Consider the following 20,084-nt stretch of genomic DNA (forward strand, 5'->3'; position numbering starts at 1 on the left):
CAATCACTCAACCTATGCACTAACAAACCTATGCCTTAATGACCTGTATAACGTTGTGCAGTGCTTCAGTCGGTTTTTCGCTATCCAGCCAGCAGACATCATCCCAACCGCGTAGCCAGGTCATTTGCCGCTTCGCTAACTGACGCGTCGCACAAATGCCCCGATAAACCATTTCATCGTAATCAATTTCACCGGATAAATATGACCACATCTGGCGATAACCAACGCAACGAATAGAGGGCATATCCGTATGAAGGTCGCGCCGGGCAAACAATGTCCGGGCTTCTGTCTCAAACCCCGCCGCCAACATCTGGTGAAAGCGCTGTTCAATTCGCTGATGCAACAATTCACGCGTCGCCGGGGCGATAGCAAACTGATGAACCTGATAGGGCAGCGCGTCGCCAGACGTTTTTGTCAGTTCAGTTAAAGTGTTACCTGAAACGAAAAAAACTTCCAGTGCTCGCGAGAGTCTCTGCGGATCATTTGGATGAATCCGAATTGCTGCTACCGGATCGATCTCACTGAGCTGCCGATGCATCGCTTCCCAGCCGATTTCTTTTGCCTGCTCTTCAATGCGCTGGCGCACTGCGGCATCGGCTGGCGGCAGAGGAGAAAGCCCCTCCAGCAGCGCCTTGAAATACAACATCGTCCCCCCGACTAAAAGGGGAATGCGTCCGGCGGCGGTAATCTCCGCCATCTCACGTAGCGCATCGCGGCGAAAATCGGCCGCAGAATAAGATTCCGCCGGGTCGAGAATGTCAATTAACCGATGCGGCGCCAGTGCCAGCTCTTCCGCACTCGGCTTCGCTGTCCCGATATCCATACCTTTATAGATGAGGGCGGAATCGACGCTAATCAACTCTACTGGCAAATATTCTCGTAACGCCATTGCCAGTGCCGTTTTTCCTGACGCCGTTGGCCCCATGATAAAAATGGCGGGCGGCAACGGCGCGTTTTCTACATCACTCATGCTTTAAAGCCTTGATGGCATCATCGATGTCCACCATATATAAAAGTTCAGACGGCGGCGCTTTCGCCAACTGCGGACAAAGCCGCTCGACATCCGCCAGTAATTGTATGGCCTGAGAATGGCTCCAGCTTTCCTGCTCACTCTGCAATCGCGTTGCCATCCACGATGCCAGGGCGCCAGGTTCCACCTGCTGTGTCTCAACCGTCTGATAGTCGGCCAGATAGCCTATCAGTTCAGAGATCAAGTTTTGTAAATTTTGTTGGCGCAATGGTAAAGGTACGGCACGCAATGTGGCACGCTGTGACTCAACGAGTACATCAATACCAAAACGCGTCAGCAAAGCGTGATGCGCAGACAACACGCTCAGCTCAGATTTACTCAACGTCAGGCGCTGCGGAATCAGTAACGGCTGCGCCCGCAGCCCCTCTTCCGACGGCGTCAGTTGCACCGCTTTCAGATAGCGCTCGGCAACGGCAAGCGACAGCATCGCCAACCCCTTATGGTACTCCAACAGCGCGTAGCACGGCGGATAAACCGTCAATACTCGCCCAAAACCACTCGATTGACTTTCCAGCGGCGGCTCAATCGAAGTACGTGCCCTGGGATTGCTCGCTGCCGTCTCTAACGTAGCGCGATGTGGAGGGAAAACGGGTAATGCCGTCGACGGCACTGCCGCATCTGGCGGCATAATGCGATTCGGCGGTACAGAAACGCGCTCGCCAGATGGGTTTGGCGAACTTGCCGCGTTATCCGCTGGTTGCAACAGCGTCTTATACAGATCGCCCTGCTTTTTCTGGTACGGATTTTCCGGTTGATAGCCGGAATAAGCAGTTTCTCTCGCCTGACCGGTATGGCCGACGCGCGGCGTTTTCCCGCCATACGATGGAGCGTTATCGGTACGTGACGGCTGAGCAAAGTGATTTTCGCCAGCGGCGGGACGATTTTCCTGCTGCCATTGCACGGGTTTCCCGGTTTCCGGCTCCGTCATACCAAGCCCCGGTGCGGAAGCCTGTTGCAGAACGGACATCACCGCCTGATAGATAAAGTCATGCACCAGTCGAGCCTGATGGAACCGAACTTCATGCTTGGCGGGGTGAACGTTGACATCAACCTGATGTGGGTCGATCTCCAGATACAAAACATAAGCGGGCTGCTGATCGTCGCTAAGCTGATCCTGATAGGCCTGTCGGATGGCGTGATTGATGAGCCGATCGCGCATCATGCGCTGGTTCACGTAGCAATACTGCATATCAGGCAGTTGTTTCGCGCCAACCGGATCGGCCACCCAGCCATGAATGGTGAGATCGCCGTGTTGCCATGACACCGCCAGCGCATGTTGCAGGAAAGTCGCACCGCAAATGCTGCCTAACCGACGTTCATGCTGGCTTTTATCCGGTGCCGCACGGTACTGCCGCATCAGCTTACCGTTATGATGCAGCGTAATAGCGACATCGAAACGCGCCAGCGCAATGCGGCGCACCACCTCATCAATATGGGTGAATTCGGTTTTTTCGGTGCGCATAAATTTACGGCGGGCGGGCGTGTTATAAAACAGATCCAGCACTTCCAGCGTAGTGCCGACAGGATGGGCGGCAGGTTTGACCGTCACGGCCATATCACGCCCTTCGGCGTAGGCCTGCCAGGCTTCGGATTGTTCGGCGGTGCGTGAAGTCAGGGTTAAGCGGGAGACAGAACTGATACTCGCCAGCGCTTCGCCGCGAAATCCCATGCTGACGATCGCTTCCAGATCGTCAAGCGTCGAGATTTTGCTGGTCGCATGGCGTGCCAGCGCCAGCGTTAAGTCATCCTTTCCAATGCCCGAGCCGTTGTCACGAATACGGATCAGCTTCGCACCACCGCGCTCGATGTCGATATCAATCCGGGTCGCCCCTGCATCCAGACTGTTTTCCACCAGTTCCTTCACGACCGAAGCCGGACGTTCAACCACTTCTCCGGCAGCAATCTGGTTAGCCAACTGCGGTGGCAACACCTGAATCGGCATGGCGCATCCCTCTTAATAACGTCAATCTATCGACATTGTCAGCATGAAGTCTCAGGCAGACGGAATAATCAGCGTTTGTCCCAGTTGTACTGTGCCGGAGCGCATATTATTCGCCTGTTGGATATCCTTCATACTAACACCGTAACGGGCAGCAATCGCACTCAGGCTATCACCCTTTACGACCTTATGCTTTACCGGCGCGGCCTTTTTGGGCGCTGGCGTTGATGCCGTCTGTTTCGACCCTGTGGCCGGAATATTCAGGCGCTGTCCAACCCAGACAATGTCCTTGTTTAGCTTATTCACATCACGCATGGCCGCGAGGCTGACACCATAACGCCGGGCAATGGAAGAAAGTGTTTCACCACGTGCAACGGTATGACGCGTGCTACCCGCTGTCACCTTTGCCGCGCTGACGTTATCACTCGACGCTGCGGTATCACTTGCCGCCGACTGTAGTGGGCGGCTTTCCTGCTTTGGGAGAGATTGCATCGGATGCGTCTGGAAGTATCCCCTCAATCCCTGATAAATCGCATTAGCGAGTTTTTCCTGATAGTCGTTACTGCCCAACAGACGCTCTTCTTCCACGTTACTGATAAATCCGGTTTCAACCAGTAGGGAAGGAATATCCGGCGAGCGTAACACCCCTAAACTGGCGTGCTCAGGACGCCGTTTATGCAGCCCCCCGACACGCTGGAGTTCACGCAGCACCTTCGTTGCCACGTCATACCCGACGCGTTGGGAGTGACCAAATTGCAGGTCCAGCACTGCCTGACTGAGGTAAGGATCCGCGCTGCTGTTTGCCAGCAGATCGCCTGCGCCGCCCAACAGCTCAGACTGTTTCTCATGCTGCTCCAGCCAGTTTGCCATTTCGCTGTTCGCACGGCGGTTGGACAACACCCAAACAGAGGCACCTTTAGCATTACGGTTTGGTGCCGCATCCGCGTGAATCGACACTAACAGGTTCGCGCCCTGCTTACGCGCCACGTCCGAACGCCCCATGACGGAGATAAAGTAGTCACCGTCACGCGTCAGCACGCCTTTAAAGGCCGGATCGCTATTCAGTAAGGCTTGTAGCTTACGAGCGATAGAAATGGTGACATTTTTCTCCCGCAACCCGTTAGGGCCAATCGCCCCTGGATCCTGCCCGCCGTGACCGGCATCAATCGCTACCACAACGCGTTCATTCCCCTGTCGGGTCGGTACGCGGGCTGATGACGTACTGCTATTGACGACCACAGTCGGCTTGTTGGTAAACGGATTTTTGGCGGGTTCTATCGGTGCGGTATTCTGCTGCCGTGAAGCCGGAGGCGCTGAGGCTGTTACCGTTTTCGCTTTATCGCCGGTGATAGTGAAGACCACCACGTAACCCGATCCTTCTTTTTGCGTCACCGCTCGCGTTTTAGCCGCTTGGGTCAAATCCAGCACCAAACGCAGGCTTTGTGCGTCCTGCGCATTGCTGGTACGCACACGCTTAATCAGGTTTTGCCCGCTGAAATCCAGCGGCAATCCCTGAATGACGCCAGTCTGACGAATATCAATCACCACTCTGGCAGGGTTACTGAGTGGGAAAAAAGCATAAATAGGCTGACCGCTAAAGCTCAGACGCACCGTGGCCTGGCCTGAGGCATTGTCCACCTTAATGTCCGACAGATTAGCGGCCCACGCCGAACCCGCCAGCAACAGCCACACGCCGATGAACAGCTTAACCATACGACTCATCATGATTCTGTTGTTCCTGGCTGGAGAGAAAAACGTTGTAACATCGCGTCTCCCGTTGCAGAGACAGCGGACAGTTCAGCCTGTCGACCCTGATCCTGATAGCGCAAATGCAGTTCGATATCCGCATCAGGCAATACCCCGGCACCCTGCTGCGGCCACTCAATCAAACAAATGGCATCCTGCGTCAAATAATCGCGGATCCCCATGAATTCCAACTCTTCCGGGTCAGCCAGTCGATAAAGATCAAAGTGGTAGACGGCCAGCGGCGATAACGCATAAGGCTCGACCAGCGTATAAGTGGGACTTTTGACATTGCCCTGATGACCGCGTGCCTGTAGGAACCCGCGACTAAACGTCGTTTTTCCTGCCCCGAGGTCGCCATAAAGGTGGATAACACAAGCGCCGTCACAAGCTTGCGCCAGCGCCGTGCCTAACGAGATAGTGGCTGCCTCATCCGGCAGAAGTAAGACTATTTTTTTCATTCTATTGTTCTAACAACATAAGTCCTAAAAACATCGATTTCTAAAAACATCGGCTCTAAAAACATCAGCTCGGATTAACATACCGGAACAGCACGGGCAGTAAATCGGTTGCCAGCATACCCCGGGTGCCGCGTCGCTCCGCCAACCAATCGGCCGCCGCACCGTGTACGACACATCCTGCACAGGCCGCATCATACAGCGAGAGCTTTTGTGCCAGCAAACCGCCGACAATACCTGACAGCACATCACCCATGCCACCTGTCGCCATGCCAGGGTTACCCACATCAGCAATGGCAACCTCGTCTCGCTCGCTGACGATGACCGTTCCCGCGCCTTTTAACACGACAACGCCACCATAGCGTTTTACCAATCTTGTCGCTGCAAGTAAGCGATCACTTTCAATATCAGAGACGCGACAATTCAGTAAACGCGCCGCTTCGCCGGGATGAGGTGTCAGCACGCGATTCTGCCGCTTATGCGGATTGATTGCCAGCAGGTTAAGCGCATCCGCATCCCATAACATGGGTTTGTTACAATTTTCTGCCAGACGCAGCGCATTTTTACCCCATTCATCCTGTCCTAAACCGGGTCCTATCACGATGACATCCGCCCATTCCAGCCCCTGCCGCAGGGTATCTGTCGTCATTTCCTGCACCATCAGCTCAGGTCGGGCCGTCAGAAACGCCGATTGACATTGTTTGTGAGTAAGTACTCGCACCAAGCCTGCGCCACTGTGTAACGCCGCATCGGCAGCCATCAATACCGCGCCACCGAAACCGGCGTTACCGCCCACCACCAGCAGTCTGCCATTATCGCCCTTATGCTGTCCGGCCGGTCGCGGAGACAGCCATTCGGCAAGGTGCGCCGCAGTCAGTCGCCGTATCGGTGCAATTTGGTCATCCAGCCATGTCTGTAAGCCTAGCGAGTGGTAATGTAATTTCCCAACCTGTTCACGCGCACGACCCGTCAGTAACCCTGGCTTCAGCGCGATAAACGTCACCGTCTGCGCGGCACAGATCGCGACGCCAGCACAGGCACCGGTTTCGGCATGTAATCCAGAGGGAATATCCAGTGAAACGATGGGGGCGGGATAAGCATTCGCCTGCGTCATTAACGCGGCATAGGGTGCGCGCGGTGCGGCGGAAAGCCCGGTGCCGAGCAGACCATCAACGATGAGATCGATCCCTTCCGGCCACGGCGTATCAGCATCCTGTGCATTCACGTCCTGAACACGACCGCCCTGCTCAAGCCAGCGTTGGCGGGCAAGGCGAGCATCATCGGGCAACGGCTTGTCGCTGGTACAGGCAACAACATCCACGTCAATGCCCGCCGCCAGCGCCAAACTGGCGACCACATATCCATCGCCGCCGTTATTGCCGTGTCCAGCCAGCACCCGCCAACGGCGGGTCGAGGGATAGCATTGACGAGCTACTTAGAATGCGGCATCTCCCGCACGCTGCATGAGCACCCACAGCGAAAGCCCTGACTCGCGCGCCGCTCTGGCTTCTTCACGGCGAACCCACTCGGCGTAAAACACCGAATCAGGCAATGTGGTTTCTGCCGTATCGAGCCGATACGGCTCAGTGGCATGATGCATGTTGTTCTCCATCAATGGCATGGAACATGCATTTCAAGTTAGCAAGGTCTGCCCAGGTTAGCCAGAGAGAACGGGCAGACGATCAGGACAGATTAGCGAGAAATGTCAGGCAACGAGGCAAAGAACTGCTCGATTCTCTTTACCGAGTATTGCAACGTTTGTTCATTAAAAGCGCTTTTCAATACATCAAGCGCGCCCGACATAAAGCCAGAGGGGGTGGACACATCAATATCGGCAAAGGGATTACTGATTTCTGCGTGCTTCAGCTCGTTAACCTGCCTGGCAGCGTTGCTCTGATACTCACGTCCCCACTCAGGATGTTTAATCGCCGCCGTGGTGACGAAGCTGATAAATTCCTCTAGCCCTTTTACGGCATCACCGGATGCGAGGGCCTCCTGATACTTCTCATATCTCTCCGGCTCTTTCTCTTTCATAATCACACCCCAGTCCACCTTATATTCCGTCGTTCCGGGGATATATGAAGGAGGTGTGTAATAAGAGACATTGCCTGTTTCGTCCGTTGTCCGCGTCTGCGAAATCGCGGCTATTTGCTGCATCGCATCCAGAAAGGATTGTTTCTGGTCGTCATTGATATAGTGTTCAGCCAGATAAGCAGCCTGAGAAAGCCCCAGCGCTAACGAAGCCTGACGTTGCGCTCCGCTTACCGCGGAGCTATTCATGAAATTTTCATCGATGATACGATAAACCGCCTGAGACACCTGTTCAGGCTGTTCGGCTAACGCCTGTGACAAGGCATTATCGATATCAGAGGAGAAAAAACGGCGAGCAGGCTGCGATATAATCTCGTCCTGTAACTGATCCCGGCCTTCCTGACTAATTTGTACCGGTTCAACGTCAAGGGTAGTCGCCGATTTCTCAACGTTAACTAACTGCGCTGCCTGCCGCTGATTAACATCAATGCTGAGCTCCAAGCCGTGAATCGTGGTGCGATAAAATGACAATGGTGCCATTTCCATGAGGTGCTCCCAGAGGTATTCATACGTTTTTATTTGCTATGTCTAAAATTATCGACGACCGTCTCAAAGTCTTTATCTGTTCTTTTTATCGACAATACAGTTCTGTTCAACAACAATGTCTAAACGTTATGGTAAAATCGGGGTAATACAGTACATTTTACGGTTCCCCATGTCATACCCCTACGATCTCAATGAATTAGCGCAACACATCAAACAATGGGGACAGGAATTGGGGTTCCAGCAGGTCGGCATCTGCGACACTGATTTGTCCGCAGAAGAGCCCCGACTTCAGGACTGGCTGGATAAGCAATACCACGGGGAAATGGACTGGATGGCACGCCACGGCATGCTGCGGGCGCGTCCGCATGAGCTGCTGCCCGGCACACTGCGCGTCATCAGTGTTCGTATGAATTACTTGCCAGCCAAAGCCGCATTCGCCAGTACCTTAAAAAACCCAGAACTCGGCTACGTTAGCCGCTATGCGCTCGGTCGTGATTACCACAAGCTATTACGCCAACGTCTGAAAAAACTCGGCGACCAGATTCAGGAATACTGCGGTGAACTGAATTTTCGCCCCTTTGTCGATTCCGCGCCCATCATGGAGCGCCCGTTAGCGGCAAAAGCCGGGCTTGGCTGGATTGGTAAACACTCACTAATTCTCAACAGAGAAGCCGGTTCCTGGTTCTTTCTCGGCGAATTGCTGATCGATTTACCCCTGCCCGTCGATCGGCCGCAGGAAGAGCAGTGCGGCCGCTGTGTCGCCTGCATGACTACCTGCCCAACTGGCGCGATTGTCGCGCCTTATACCGTCGATGCCCGCCGCTGTATTTCCTATCTGACTATCGAATTAGAAGGCTCGATTCCTGAAGAATTTCGTCCGCTAATGGGCAATCGCATCTATGGCTGCGATGACTGTCAGCTTATTTGCCCGTGGAATCGGTTTTCGCAACTTACCGACGAGGCGGATTTCAGCCCGCGTGCCGCGCTGCACACGCCCGAGCTACTGGCGCTATTCGGCTGGAATGAAGAGAAATTTCTGCGGATTACGGAAGGGTCGCCGATAAGGCGCATCGGTCATCTCCGCTGGCTACGCAATATTGCCGTCGCGCTGGGGAATGCTCCCTATCAGGATAGTATCGTGCTAGCCCTGCAAGCCCGTCTGGGTGAAAGCGAACTGTTGGATGAACATATCCACTGGGCGATGCGTCAGCAGTTGGAACGTCGCGCGTCACTGGAAATTGACGTCCAGTCTACACAGAAAAAACGACTTATTCGTGCAGTAGAGAAAGGATTACCGCGCGATGCGTGAGTCGCCCAAACCGTTGTCATCAGTTTGTCGCACGCGCTGTGAATAAATAAAAAAAACCGTTGCCAATCAACTGTCACAAAAAGTACAAGCGATCGTTATAACGTTTTATAAGTAAAATTTATGAATAGATATCAATAAGATACTCTACAGTATTTTATCAACAATACAGTGTGATTAATAAATAACCAACAAACAGCCTGTGGATAAGTCTGTTAAGAAGAATATGATTTTTTGTATTAACTGATAAAAAATGATGTGGACTGAGGTAACGCTAGCGCTCGAAATACGATGCTGTGTAGACAGCAAAAACGTGCAATAGCACAGAGCGGCCAGCATTATGAATTTCTTATCGCCCCTTGGCAAGGGCTGAGATCTAATTTTTACGATCGAAGGGGGCGTTTTATGATCAAAAGGAGAATTTTATGATCATAAACAAAAAGCGCGGCGACACCTGCTTATGGGGCATCGCCGCGCGAAGCGTTAAGATCGCATTTAGAGAACCGGGAGAGTGACCCCTCCCTTTCCCACGAATTGATGTTATGCGCGGGTTCTAATCAGGTAGTCAAAAGCGCTCAAGGATGCTTTTGCACCTTCACCCGTCGCGATGATGATCTGCTTGTACGGCACCGTCGTACAGTCGCCAGCAGCAAAGACACCTTTTACGCTGGTTTCGCACTTGGCATCGATCTCAATTTCCCCGATGCGGTTTCTGGCTACCGTACCTTCCAGCCAGTGGGTGTTAGGCAGCAGGCCAATCTGCACGAAGATCCCTTCCAATGCTAAATCGTGCACCGTATCGGTAAGACGATCTTTGTAGCTCAGCCCCGTCACCTTCTGTCCATCACCTTTCACTTCTGTGGTTTGCGCATTCAGAATGATGTCAACGTTCGGCAGGCTACGCACTTTATCTTGCAATACAGAATCCGCTTTCAGTTCGGGGGCAAACTCAAGCAGCGTGACATGTTTTACCACACCAGCCAGATCGATCGCTGCTTCCACGCCGGAGTTCCCGCCGCCAATCACCGCGACGCTCTTGTCTTTGAACAACGGCCCATCGCAGTGCGGACAGTACGTAACACCGCGCGTACGATACTGATCTTCGCCGGGTACATTCATATTCCGCCAGCGCGCACCGGTCGCAATGATCACGCTACGCGCTTTCAGCGTCGCACCGGATACGGTGATGACCTGATGCGGTTTACCCGGTTCGCCGCCGGGAATTAAGGCTTCTGCGCTCTGCGCGTCGATCACATCGACATCATAGTCATCAACATGGCTCTTCAGTGCGGTCGCCAGTTTGGCACCTTCCGTTTTCGGAACGGAAATGTAGTTTTCAATATCGACGGTATCCAATACCTGACCGCCAAAACGTTCGCCGACCAAGCCAGTACGAATGCCTTTGCGTGCCGAATAGACCGCCGCCGCTGCCCCCGCCGGGCCGCTACCGATAATTAATACATCATAGACGTCGCGCTGGTTCAGTTTCTCAACCTGTTTAGCCCCCGCGCCGGTATCGATTTTAGTCACGATCTCAGCCAGGGTCGTCCGCCCTTGACTGAAGTGTTCACCGTTCAGGAAAACGGTAGGGACGCCCATCACATTACGGCTTTGGATCTCATCCTGAAACACACCGCCGTCAATCGCGGTATGGGTGATATTCGGATTCAACACGGCCATTAAATTCAGTGCTTGCACCACATCCGGACAGTTATGGCAGGACAACGAGTAATAGGTTTCAAAGTGGAACGAACCGTCAAGGTGGCGGATTTGATCGAGTAATTCTTTCGCTTCTTTCGACGGATGGCCGCCCACCTGCAATAACGCCAGGATCAGGGAGGTAAATTCGTGCCCCATTGGCGCACCGGCAAAACGCGGGCCGCTTTGGGAATCTGGATTGGTAATCAGGAATGAAGGCTTACGCACTGCCAGATCATTCTTTTCAACGAAACTTACCCGTTCGGACAGCTCAGCGATCTCAGTCAGCAAGGTTCTGACTTCAGCAGATTTAGCGGAATCATCCAGAGTCGCAATCAACTCAACAGGTTTGGTTAATTTTTCCAGATAGGCTTTCAACTGGACTTTCATCGTATTGTCGAGCATCGGTCGTCCTTAATTAGGCAAGTGGGTACAAAGACCAAGTGGTGCAAAAGCAAAATCGTAGAGGGAGCTGGCCCCAAAAAACCGGGCCAGAAAAATCGGGTGCAACGCACCCGACAAAACAGCCATGTTTTCTATCGCGATGTTTTCCGAGGTGTTAGCTTAGATTTTGCCAACCAGATCCAGAGACGGAGCCAGCGTAGCTTCGCCTTCTTTCCACTTGGCTGGGCACACTTCGCCTGGGTGAGAAGCCACGTACTGCGCCGCTTTCACCTTACGCAGCAGGTCGGAGGCATCGCGGCCAATACCTTCCGCCGTGATTTCTACCGCCTGGATGATGCCCTGTGGGTCAACGATGAACGTACCGCGATCGGCCAGACCTTCTGCTTCGCGCATGTTTTCAAAGTTACGCGTCAGTTGGCCCGTTGGGTCACCGATCATGGTGTATTTGATTTTGCCAATCGTTTCAGAACTGCTGTGCCACGCTTTGTGCGTGAAGTGGGTGTCGGTGGAAACAGAGTAGATTTCGACGCCACGCTGTTGGAATTCGTCGTAATAGTCAGCGACATCACCCAGTTCGGTCGGGCAGACAAACGTAAAGTCAGCCGGATAGAAGAAGAATACGCTCCACTTTCCTTCAATATTCTTCTCAGTCACTTCGATGAATTGACCGTCTTTGAAAGCCATGTTTTTGAATGGTTTAACTTGGGTATTGATTACTGACATCACTTTATCCTCATGTGTTTTCGTATGTGGCTAAAGTACAGAAACGTGATCGTTATCACCAATCTGTTGTCTTTATCGAATCAATAAGCAATACCTAATTTGATTCCACTTCAAGGGGATCAATCTGCATGTCCTTGCCACCAATTCTGAGCGTTTTGAAGCGTGGCGTAACAACCTCAACCTTGCCTGCTTTAATCAAATCAATCAGCTTTTCCGTGCCCATTGAGCCAAACAGTCTGCCCACAGGCTGCCATTGTCCTTTATCATTACGCGCAAGGATCTTCGCACCAATTCCCCATCCCACCCGAGGAAAAACGAGCACTTCGTTATGGCCGTCGCCTGTCAAATCAATAGCAAAGAGCAGACAAACCGATTCTCTGCATTGATTACCCAAGTTATCCTTCTTCAACATGCCTTCGGCTCCGTCTTCCAGCGGCCCCACCCATTCGACCTGAACAGGAAGGACTTGTGCGGGTTTCCCCTTCAATCGATCGAGCAGCGCCTGACGCCCGACAGCATCCAGTATTCGGTCATGCTGCAATTCTTCAGCCAGCCAATTAAACTGTTGCCTCCCCGCCATTCCTAACTCATCACGCAGTGCCCACAGGTCAAACTTATCGATCGGTGTTTTCCCGTTAAGCAGGCGCTGAACCTGATTCCTCGCACTAAACGCTTCCGGGCTTAACAGCGGCGTATGCAGTAATACCATGAACACGCAGGTGGCCGCGGCAAGCAGCGGATTGCTTGTACGCAAATTCCCCAACCAAACGCCAGAGCGGCGAATCACGGCCCACACCATCGCCAGACTGTACAACATCGCAATCGCCACCACGAAGATCGACTGAAAACGGGCAGGCGTCAGGCCATATTGTTCGATGCGCAGCCAGCTGGAATAGCCCGCCAATACCACCAACACTGGCAAGCACAGCGCGCTGGCGCTAACCAACCCGCGTAACACGGCAGGATAAGCGCGCCCCTCGTTATCATCCTGAGAGGCGCAATTAATCAAAAAGAGGCTTACGCCCATCAGGCATAACAGAATGACGGTGGAACGACCGGTATCCCATATCGGATCCAGACCGCTAAAAGGCAGCGTTAAGGTGAAAACCACCGTAATCAGTGCACTAAACGGCAGCAGGAAACGACAAGCCGATAGCAGAATCCCGCGCAGCAACCCGACTACGGTTTCTTTGGTCATTCCAATATATATGCCGAGAGAAAACACCACCGGCAAAAGCAGCATATAAAACCGAGAATGGGCGAATACACGGTTAATCTGTGGAAATCCCAACATGTTGAACAGCATACCGCACAGTACGAGCAGCAATACCACGACCAGAACTAATAGCCAGGCTAATAGCACAGTAAAAATATTGACCCAGGCATGTTTACAGAGTGCCTCATAAGACGGCCATCGCCCTTCACGGGTTGCCCAGCAGCCAATAAACGTACAGCAGATATAAACGAGGAGGATGCTACACACTATCCAGGAATCGGGCAGTTGATCTACTCCGCTGTCATAGAAAGCCCAGCCACCGATCGCCGTCATCAGCGAGGTCAAGACGAAGACCCATAGCCAGGTCTTTTTCACAAAGAGAGTACGTTCCAGCCATTGCAGACTGATGCCGCCAACCGCCGCCATCATGATCAATAGCGTCTGAAGGATGCCTTCTTTCATTTCTAGCGCGGTGACAAATAACAGCCCCTGAAGCAGGCCAACAACCAGATAAAACCGTAACGATGGGGAACTGGCAGGCATAGCAAATCCTTTTGTCGGCGTACCGTCACATATTGGGTGCTGGCGTACAAACGCATTCACTGCTCGAATAGTGTGAAGGTAGCAAGATAAATGATGTGTGAAGTCTACAGACAAACGCTTCGGGTATCACGTTGATACCAGGCTATATCCTGAAGTCAATCAGTAAAGGAGTTGTACTTCACCCGCCTCCAGCCCGGCGATTTCTATGCCCTGCGCCACGGCTCTCCCCAGCGTCACGTTGATTTTCTTCGGCGTAGCGTCAGCGGTCGGACGGTAAATCACATAGGCACGCCCCTTCTCGTCGGTATGCACAGCCTGCGCAGGCACGGCGATACCCCGCTCGTTACGATAGACAATAATAGCCAGCCGCGCGCTCATCCCCAGACGAATAGTTTGCCTTAACTCCTCCAATGGCGTATCGAGTGATACCACCACAGCATAGTAAGCACCGCTGCCGGACATATCCGCAGCATCAGCCTGCATATCAATCGACACAACCTTGCCTGTCAGCGTTTGTCCGGCAAAGCCATCTCCGGTCACGTTAACCGCCATTCCCTCTTGCAGTTGATGCAGGTCGGTCTCTTCTACCCGCGTCGCTACCTGAAAACGATCCTGAGCAATGACATCAAACAGCGGTGTCCCCTGGCTGACCAGTAAACCAGGTTGGATGACCACAGGCTTGCCGTTATCAGGCTGCGCAGGTCTCACGACAACACCGCTAAACGGCGCTTTGACGATTTGCCGTTCGACCTGAGCCGCCAGCGCCTGATAGCGCACCTGTGCATTGGTCAGTTCCATCTCCGCAATCTTGCGATCTTCGCCGTTCCCACGCGCCAGAACCGTTCGCAGTTCTTCTTGCGCCGCAATCATGTCCTGTTCCTGTGAACGAATTTGCTGTTTTAACGTATCCACTTCCATACGCGCGACGATGCCGCGTTCGAACAGCGCCTGAGTATCCCGCAGATTGGCCTGCGTATTGCTAAACGTTGACCGAGCTGAGTTGACTGCACGACGCGCACGCGACACCTCCGTGCTCTGTTCCCATTGCCTGAGCGATTGCACTTCGCGCTGTGTCTTGAGCACATCGGCCTGCGCCTGACGCAATTGAATCTCAATTTGTCCGGGATCCAGTGTCAGCAACGTTTGCCCTTTTTCGATGCGCTGCCCCTCATGCACCAGAACCTCACGGATAATGCCTTCAAAAGGCGCGGCCAGCGTGGTCTGCGTCGCCGCCTGAATTCGTCCAACCAGTCCTAGCTGATTTTCCAGTAACTGGGGCTGAACAGAAAGCCATTGCCCCTGAAGTGCGCTTTTTTCCTGCTCATTCGTGCGCCCTGCCAGTAGCCAAATCAGCAGCCCAAGCACCAGGATCAGCGACGAGACAATAAGATGACGCCGACGCAGGAGAGAGGAAAAGTGATACCTAATCATTGAGTGCGATATCCCAGCTTTGTAATGTGGTGCCCAGCGTTTCATCCAGTTCCGCTTGCGCATTGAGGTAGCCGATCAGCGCATTGAGGCGGGCGTTTTCAGCATTGCGTAAATCGTTCTCAAAACTCAACACCTGAAAGTTACTGGAACGCCCAACCGTGAGCTTCTCGCGTTCAATTTCCAGCTTACGGCGCGACAAATCCCGTGCGCGTTGGGATATCTCGAACTGCCGCCAGCGCGTACCGATATCTCGCACCGCATTGGTGACATCACGTTCAAGCTGCTGCCTGACTTCATCCAGTTGAATATGCTGATTACGCACGTTGACCCGTGCTTGCACTTCTGCCTGACGGGTACTCAGATCGCCGATCGGGATCTCCACCTGAACGCCGACATAGTTCTCCCAGGTACGCGAGGTGTTGCTCTGTGCGGCTCGGTCGCGCACCTGACTCGCGCCACCAACCAACGAAACATCCCACAGGCGATCGTTACGGGCCACCACCAGACTGAGCGCCGCCTGCTCGTTAGCGATGAGCTGTGCGAGATACGCCGGCCGGGAGGCTTCGGCCTGTTTCAACGCTTGCGCAGCGTTAACCTCCACGCGCTGCGCCTGCATAGACTCTGTCGCCACAACCAACGTATTTAAATCCAGAGCAAGAAGTTGCAGCAACGCAAGGCGTGAGGTATCCAGTTGGTTTCTGGCTTCTTCATGCGCCAGTTCCTGTGTGGCCACTTCGGCTTCGGTTTGCACAATTTCAAATTCAGCCATACGCCCTGCGGCAATCATCGCACGGTTGACCTCAACCAGTTGGCGCGCACGCGCCAGCGCATCACGAGCGATTTGCAGTTGCTCTTGTGAACGCAACAACTCCCGATAAGCGGCGATAATCTGCGTAATCGTCTGTGAAACGGTGGATTTCAGCGCCAAACGATTTAACTGCTCAGTTAACTGAGCAGTATGAACCGGCGCAGTGGTGACGTCTTTACCTGCGCCACGCAACAAAGGTTGAATCACCGTGATGTTGGCACCATCGTTACGCGACAATCCGGCGTTATCAGCCTGCGTGTGACGGTAGGTCCAGCCAAGGCTGAAACGGGTGCCATAAGGCGTGAGCAGGGTTGACGTCGGCGTCAGATTGCCCTGCCGATAGCGATCGCTTTGGTTACGATTGGAGAGGTAACTGCCCGTCAGCGACAGTTTGGGGGTAAAACGATCCTCCGCCACCCGAAGATCAAATTTCTGCGCGATACGATCCAGATAAGCGCTACGGATCGCGCGATTGTCGCGTAAACCAAGATAAATGGCATCGCTCAGCGTGAGATCGATCGTTTGTGCATTAAGCGATGTACTGATTGTCGCCTGCCCCTGCCGCGTCGCCTGAGAAGGATTTAACGCCGTTTCTGCATACCCTTCATGAGCAAGAAGCAAAATAAGTAAACACAGGATAGCGTTACGCATCACGTAGCGCCTGTAAAGGTTCAAGCCGCGCGGCAGTCATCGCCGGGTTAAGCCCAAAAAACAGGCCAATCGCCAATGAACTGCCAATCCCAAGGGGAAGTGACAACGCCGAAAGCGAAAAGGCAGACCAGTCTGAAAAAAAGACAAACAGCCACGCTGCCGCAATGCCACACACCGCGCCAATCAAGGCGCCGCAGGCGGATAACACCACGGCCTCCAGTAAGAACAGCCCCGCAATATCGCGCGGCCGCGCGCCCAATGCCATACGAACACCAATTTCACGGCGTCGTTCGGACACATTCATCACCATGACATTCATCACCCCAACCCCGCCAACCAGCAGGGAAATCCCGCCCAGTCCCGCCAACAGCCATGAAAACATCCGCGACTGCTGCGCCATTCCCTCCAGTAGCTGCTGTGGGATTTGCACATCGATATCAAGTTTCGGCATCAGGAGTGACAGGTAATCCTTTAACTGTGAGCCCGTTTGCACCAGCGCATCACTGCTGCGGCTACGTGCAATCACGCTGACAATTTGCGGGGCAGGCATGACACGGCGCATACCGGAGATCGGCATCAGGATAGCGTCATCAACCGAGACGGGAACCAACGGGTTGTGTCCCCGCGGTTGAAGAATGCCTACGACCTCGAACAGATATTCGCCCACCTGCACGCGCTCACCCACAGCGGCGACGCCTCCCTGCGATGCCCATTGTGTCGCAACATTCGCGCCCAGCACGATGTAGGTACTTTGCTCGTCGAAATCACTCAAGTAGCGGCCCTGTGCGAGCGTGAGTCCTAACACGTCCGACAATTCAGCCCGGCTGCCCACGACCATGGCAGTGAGTGAACGCCCACGCAGCCGCGCTTCGGTGGAAGTAATAATTAACGCCGTTGCCGCCTTAATATCAGGCAGATGCTGTCGCAACACCGGGATATCCAAATCTGCCGGAGCCGAGTTGGTAGCATGGCTGCCCACCCGATTCTGCACAGTGGCCACAAGCAGGTCACTGCCCATCCCTCGGAATACCCCCATGGCTTCGGCTTCCGCGTTGTGCCCGATGTTGAGCAACGCGACAACCGATCCGCACCCAACGGCAATCCCAAGCAAAGCCAGAACTGCACGTCGCCCCAGAAGCATAAGACTGTTCAACGGCTCAAGCAGACGCTGCTGCAACGAAGGGCCATAGTGGACTGGACTCGCTTTCATCCGTGAACGAGGTTCAGACATGGTTTACCTCATGGATGCGACCATCTTGCACATGAATGCATCGAGCCATACGGCAGGCCATGCCTTCGTCATGCGTCACCATCACGAGCGTCGTACCCTGTTCGCGGTTCAATGCCAGCAATAGCGTGATGATGTCATCAGCCGTTTGGCTGTCGAGGTTGCCGGTCGGTTCATCCGCCAGCAGAAGCGCAGGTTCACCAACCAGCGCGCGCGCAATCGCGACCCGTTGGCGTTGACCGCCAGAGAGGTCGGCAGGCCGATGGTGAGTTCGCTCCGCAAGACCGACGCGCGCCAGCTGTATTTGCGCAGCCAGCCGTGCGGCCTGACGCGAGATGCCACGGTAGGTCAGAGGAAGCGCAACGTTATCCAACGCATCCAGACGCGGCAGTAAATTAAAACTCTGGAAGACGAAACCAATGACCTGATTACGCACGATCGCACGTTCATCAGCACTTGCCTGAGACATATCCTGCCCCGCGAGCAGTAAACGCCCCGAGACAGGCTGATCGAGCAAGCCGATGATGTTGAGCAACGTGCTTTTGCCGGAACCCGATGCACCCACGATCGCGCAACTTTGCCCGGCAGGAATAGACAGTGAAATATTGTGCAGTACCGATTGAGAGGAAACACCGGTACGGTAGGTGTGTGAAATACCTTGTAAACAGATCAGATCCGTTATTCTTTCATCAGACATCCTTGCCTCTTTGTTGACCCCCTAGAGCATCACCGTTGCCGAATTATCCTACTGTTTGTGCTTTAGGAAAAGCTGCCCAAGGCACTTTCTCCATCGTTGGTAGACTACTCATGAATTTTCGATGAAGGAATCTATCCTCATATAGGCTTATGCCCAAATTCATACTCACGTTACTGCAAAAGATTCTGCCACCAGCGTCGAATACTTGTCTCGCTGGTTTCAGCGGCACGTAAGATATCGATAATGGAATGAGAGCCTTCGACAAGTCGTTGAACAGGTTCACCATTAACCATCTCAAACCCATTTTTTCGCCCAGTATCTGTAATGATGAAAACACCATCTACAGAACGCACATCCGGTTCTTCGACAGAAAGCACAACTTCATTGGAAGTTTCGATAACAAAGTTATCCTTCCTCTCATGTGTATAAGTAGAAAATTTCGCATCAATAGATTGACCCGCTTCAACGGCTCCAGAACCAAATTTATTGACCACCTGTTCAAGAAACGCGAAATCTGTACGGTGATTGAATGAAAAACCGGGATCGAGTTGATAACGCAGAAATCCCTGATCCAAACTCGTAGATGATATGCCTTGCCCCGTTAGAATTCTCGTGGCAGTCGCGTCGTCGGAATCGGTGAAATGAAAACGTTGTGCATGTCCGTTCACATCGTACATGCCCCCAGAGTTTACATTCGCCATCACACCACCGAACATACGATAACTCCCTAGATCGCTCGCAAGGTCATCAACATAGCTCAAATCCACGCCCTGTTGTTGTGCTTGAGAATAGAGTTCGGAGAGCATCTCACGATCGCTACGGGTAAGAAAATGGCTGGAAGGCAAAGACATGGTGGCCTGTGTCAATTGCGTTTGCACTGATGGCTCTGAATTCGAATCGCCAAACAATCGGGACAGCATAATCGCTTTACCGCTGAGTGTAATTTGCCCAGAGGTTGAGGAAGCTTGGCCTTGCACACTTTCCACTTGTGAAGCAGGTGATATTTTTGATTTTTTAATAGTATTTTCTGAATTCGTCGTCTGAGTATAAGCCGTTGCCGCCGTACTGACTTTCATGGTGTATATCTCTTTGTATTGTGACCGAAATTAAGTGGCAATAGCAGCACTATCGCCACAGACGAATGCGAGCAGAAGCTCAGTAGCTATAATCCCACGTCACACTTTCTTTACGAGAAGGCCGAACATTATCACCAGGACGGCCAGTAACCTCATGCCGAATTTGTAGACCCACGCCAGTATCAAAACGTAGATCATTGAACTGTGTGGTCGTGCCAGACGAGCCACTTGGTACTGTAATACATCTTGTCGGCAGACTTTGATAAGGTTGTAAGTAGCATAATTGAACAGAGTCCGTAAGAGACTGAGGATAAGCAGCTACCTCATATCTTACTTGTGTCAACGTCTTGGGCTTGTTAAGCGTACCTGGGATAAAATTACTTGAATTAGCAAAGAACCCACTCAGCCCCGATAAGCCTTCTCCTGTTGAAAGAATAAAAATAATCTTTGCCGACTCTGATTTCGTAATACTGCCAGTAACGGCTTGTGCAGGGAAAGTAACAACAGCAGTAATAAAAAATAAAATCAGGGAAAATATTTTTTCCATAATTCCTC

General features: G+C 53.0%; 15 protein-coding genes and 1 pseudogene. 1 reads left to right on the forward strand and 15 read right to left on the reverse strand.

From position 1 onward, the window contains the following. Nucleotides 1-28 precede the first annotated feature (28 nt). The 6 genes and pseudogenes from miaA to NAL19_RS18555 form a co-directional block, all read right to left on the reverse strand. Nucleotides 29-970 carry a tRNA (adenosine(37)-N6)-dimethylallyltransferase MiaA gene (gene miaA, locus NAL19_RS18530; protein WP_263058112.1) on the reverse strand — a complete coding sequence of 314 codons (942 nt, stop codon included), beginning with the start codon at nucleotides 968-970 and terminating at the stop codon, nucleotides 29-31. Next, on the reverse strand, nucleotides 963-2,972 hold the full coding sequence (gene mutL / locus NAL19_RS18535) for a DNA mismatch repair endonuclease MutL (protein ID WP_263058113.1): 2,010 nt from the start codon (nucleotides 2,970-2,972) through the stop codon (nucleotides 963-965). The genes miaA and mutL overlap by 8 nt, the downstream gene beginning before the upstream one ends. A gap of 51 nt (nucleotides 2,973-3,023) precedes the next feature. Beyond that, a complete protein-coding gene (gene amiB / locus NAL19_RS18540; protein ID WP_263058114.1) occupies nucleotides 3,024-4,694 on the reverse strand; it encodes an N-acetylmuramoyl-L-alanine amidase AmiB in 1,671 nt (556 codons plus the stop codon). After that, the gene (gene tsaE, locus NAL19_RS18545; protein ID WP_263058115.1) at nucleotides 4,691-5,173 is read right to left on the reverse strand and encodes a tRNA (adenosine(37)-N6)-threonylcarbamoyltransferase complex ATPase subunit type 1 TsaE; all 483 of its coding nucleotides are present in this window, start codon (nucleotides 5,171-5,173) and stop codon (nucleotides 4,691-4,693) included. Before tsaE ends, amiB begins: the two co-directional genes overlap by 4 nt. Further along, a pseudogene (nnr, locus tag NAL19_RS18550) lies at nucleotides 5,170-6,770 on the reverse strand (bifunctional ADP-dependent NAD(P)H-hydrate dehydratase/NAD(P)H-hydrate epimerase). Before nnr ends, tsaE begins: the two are co-directional and overlap by 4 nt. A 92-nt stretch (nucleotides 6,771-6,862) precedes the next feature. Then, nucleotides 6,863-7,747, reverse strand: coding sequence for a hypothetical protein (locus NAL19_RS18555; protein WP_263058116.1), 885 nt, complete (start codon nucleotides 7,745-7,747; stop codon nucleotides 6,863-6,865). A 169-nt stretch (nucleotides 7,748-7,916) separates the two neighbouring features. Here NAL19_RS18555 and queG point away from each other — a divergent pair, with 169 nt between their 5' ends. Continuing rightward, entirely contained in the window at nucleotides 7,917-9,056 is a 1,140-nt protein-coding gene (gene queG, locus NAL19_RS18560; RefSeq protein ID WP_225085879.1) for a tRNA epoxyqueuosine(34) reductase QueG, read from the forward strand. Between the two features lie 537 nt (nucleotides 9,057-9,593). On the opposite strand, the gene ahpF is transcribed toward queG, so the two are convergent. From ahpF to NAL19_RS18605, 9 genes are all read right to left on the reverse strand, one after another. After that, nucleotides 9,594-11,156 carry an alkyl hydroperoxide reductase subunit F gene (gene ahpF, locus NAL19_RS18565; RefSeq protein ID WP_263058117.1) on the reverse strand — a complete coding sequence of 521 codons (1,563 nt, stop codon included), beginning with the start codon at nucleotides 11,154-11,156 and terminating at the stop codon, nucleotides 9,594-9,596. Between the two features lie 159 nt (nucleotides 11,157-11,315). Beyond that, complete coding sequence (gene ahpC, locus NAL19_RS18570; RefSeq protein ID WP_010287114.1) at nucleotides 11,316-11,879, reverse strand: alkyl hydroperoxide reductase subunit C; 564 nt, start codon at nucleotides 11,877-11,879, stop codon at nucleotides 11,316-11,318. A gap of 94 nt (nucleotides 11,880-11,973) precedes the next feature. Continuing rightward, the gene (locus NAL19_RS18575; protein WP_263058118.1) at nucleotides 11,974-13,638 is read right to left on the reverse strand and encodes a DUF4153 domain-containing protein; all 1,665 of its coding nucleotides are present in this window, start codon (nucleotides 13,636-13,638) and stop codon (nucleotides 11,974-11,976) included. 159 nt (nucleotides 13,639-13,797) lie between these two features. Next, nucleotides 13,798-15,069, reverse strand: coding sequence for an efflux RND transporter periplasmic adaptor subunit (locus NAL19_RS18580; RefSeq protein ID WP_263058119.1), 1,272 nt, complete (start codon nucleotides 15,067-15,069; stop codon nucleotides 13,798-13,800). Then, on the reverse strand, nucleotides 15,062-16,528 hold the full coding sequence (locus tag NAL19_RS18585) for a TolC family protein (protein WP_263058120.1): 1,467 nt from the start codon (nucleotides 16,526-16,528) through the stop codon (nucleotides 15,062-15,064). The genes NAL19_RS18580 and NAL19_RS18585 overlap by 8 nt, the downstream gene beginning before the upstream one ends. Continuing rightward, nucleotides 16,521-17,759: an ABC transporter permease gene (locus NAL19_RS18590; RefSeq protein WP_263058121.1), complete on the reverse strand. Its 1,239-nt coding sequence runs from the start codon at nucleotides 17,757-17,759 to the stop codon at nucleotides 16,521-16,523. The genes NAL19_RS18585 and NAL19_RS18590 overlap by 8 nt, the downstream gene beginning before the upstream one ends. Beyond that, nucleotides 17,752-18,453: an ABC transporter ATP-binding protein gene (locus NAL19_RS18595; RefSeq protein WP_180742975.1), complete on the reverse strand. Its 702-nt coding sequence runs from the start codon at nucleotides 18,451-18,453 to the stop codon at nucleotides 17,752-17,754. Before NAL19_RS18595 ends, NAL19_RS18590 begins: the two co-directional genes overlap by 8 nt. Before the next feature lie 170 nt (nucleotides 18,454-18,623). Then, entirely contained in the window at nucleotides 18,624-19,529 is a 906-nt protein-coding gene (locus tag NAL19_RS18600; protein ID WP_263058122.1) for a hypothetical protein, read from the reverse strand. 79 nt (nucleotides 19,530-19,608) lie between these two features. After that, complete coding sequence (locus tag NAL19_RS18605) at nucleotides 19,609-20,076, reverse strand: hypothetical protein (protein ID WP_263058123.1); 468 nt, start codon at nucleotides 20,074-20,076, stop codon at nucleotides 19,609-19,611. Nucleotides 20,077-20,084 lie beyond the last annotated feature (8 nt).

Origin of the sequence: Pectobacterium sp. F1-1 (assembly GCF_025643735.1) — a bacterium.
Taxonomy (GTDB): domain Bacteria; phylum Pseudomonadota; class Gammaproteobacteria; order Enterobacterales; family Enterobacteriaceae; genus Pectobacterium; species Pectobacterium colocasium.

Coding starts and splice junctions, on each gene's coding strand:
- miaA (WP_263058112.1), bottom strand. CDS start 970: ATGAGTGATGTAGAAAACGCGCCGTTGCCGCCCGCCATTTTTATCATG.
- mutL (WP_263058113.1), bottom strand. CDS start 2,972: ATGCCGATTCAGGTGTTGCCACCGCAGTTGGCTAACCAGATTGCTGCC.
- amiB (WP_263058114.1), bottom strand. CDS start 4,694: ATGATGAGTCGTATGGTTAAGCTGTTCATCGGCGTGTGGCTGTTGCTG.
- tsaE (WP_263058115.1), bottom strand. CDS start 5,173: ATGAAAAAAATAGTCTTACTTCTGCCGGATGAGGCAGCCACTATCTCG.
- NAL19_RS18555 (WP_263058116.1), bottom strand. CDS start 7,747: ATGGAAATGGCACCATTGTCATTTTATCGCACCACGATTCACGGCTTG.
- queG (WP_225085879.1), top strand. CDS start 7,917: ATGTCATACCCCTACGATCTCAATGAATTAGCGCAACACATCAAACAA.
- ahpF (WP_263058117.1), bottom strand. CDS start 11,156: ATGCTCGACAATACGATGAAAGTCCAGTTGAAAGCCTATCTGGAAAAA.
- ahpC (WP_010287114.1), bottom strand. CDS start 11,879: ATGTCAGTAATCAATACCCAAGTTAAACCATTCAAAAACATGGCTTTC.
- NAL19_RS18575 (WP_263058118.1), bottom strand. CDS start 13,638: ATGCCTGCCAGTTCCCCATCGTTACGGTTTTATCTGGTTGTTGGCCTG.
- NAL19_RS18580 (WP_263058119.1), bottom strand. CDS start 15,069: ATGATTAGGTATCACTTTTCCTCTCTCCTGCGTCGGCGTCATCTTATT.
- NAL19_RS18585 (WP_263058120.1), bottom strand. CDS start 16,528: ATGCGTAACGCTATCCTGTGTTTACTTATTTTGCTTCTTGCTCATGAA.
- NAL19_RS18590 (WP_263058121.1), bottom strand. CDS start 17,759: ATGTCTGAACCTCGTTCACGGATGAAAGCGAGTCCAGTCCACTATGGC.
- NAL19_RS18595 (WP_180742975.1), bottom strand. CDS start 18,453: ATGTCTGATGAAAGAATAACGGATCTGATCTGTTTACAAGGTATTTCA.
- NAL19_RS18600 (WP_263058122.1), bottom strand. CDS start 19,529: ATGAAAGTCAGTACGGCGGCAACGGCTTATACTCAGACGACGAATTCA.
- NAL19_RS18605 (WP_263058123.1), bottom strand. CDS start 20,076: ATGGAAAAAATATTTTCCCTGATTTTATTTTTTATTACTGCTGTTGTT.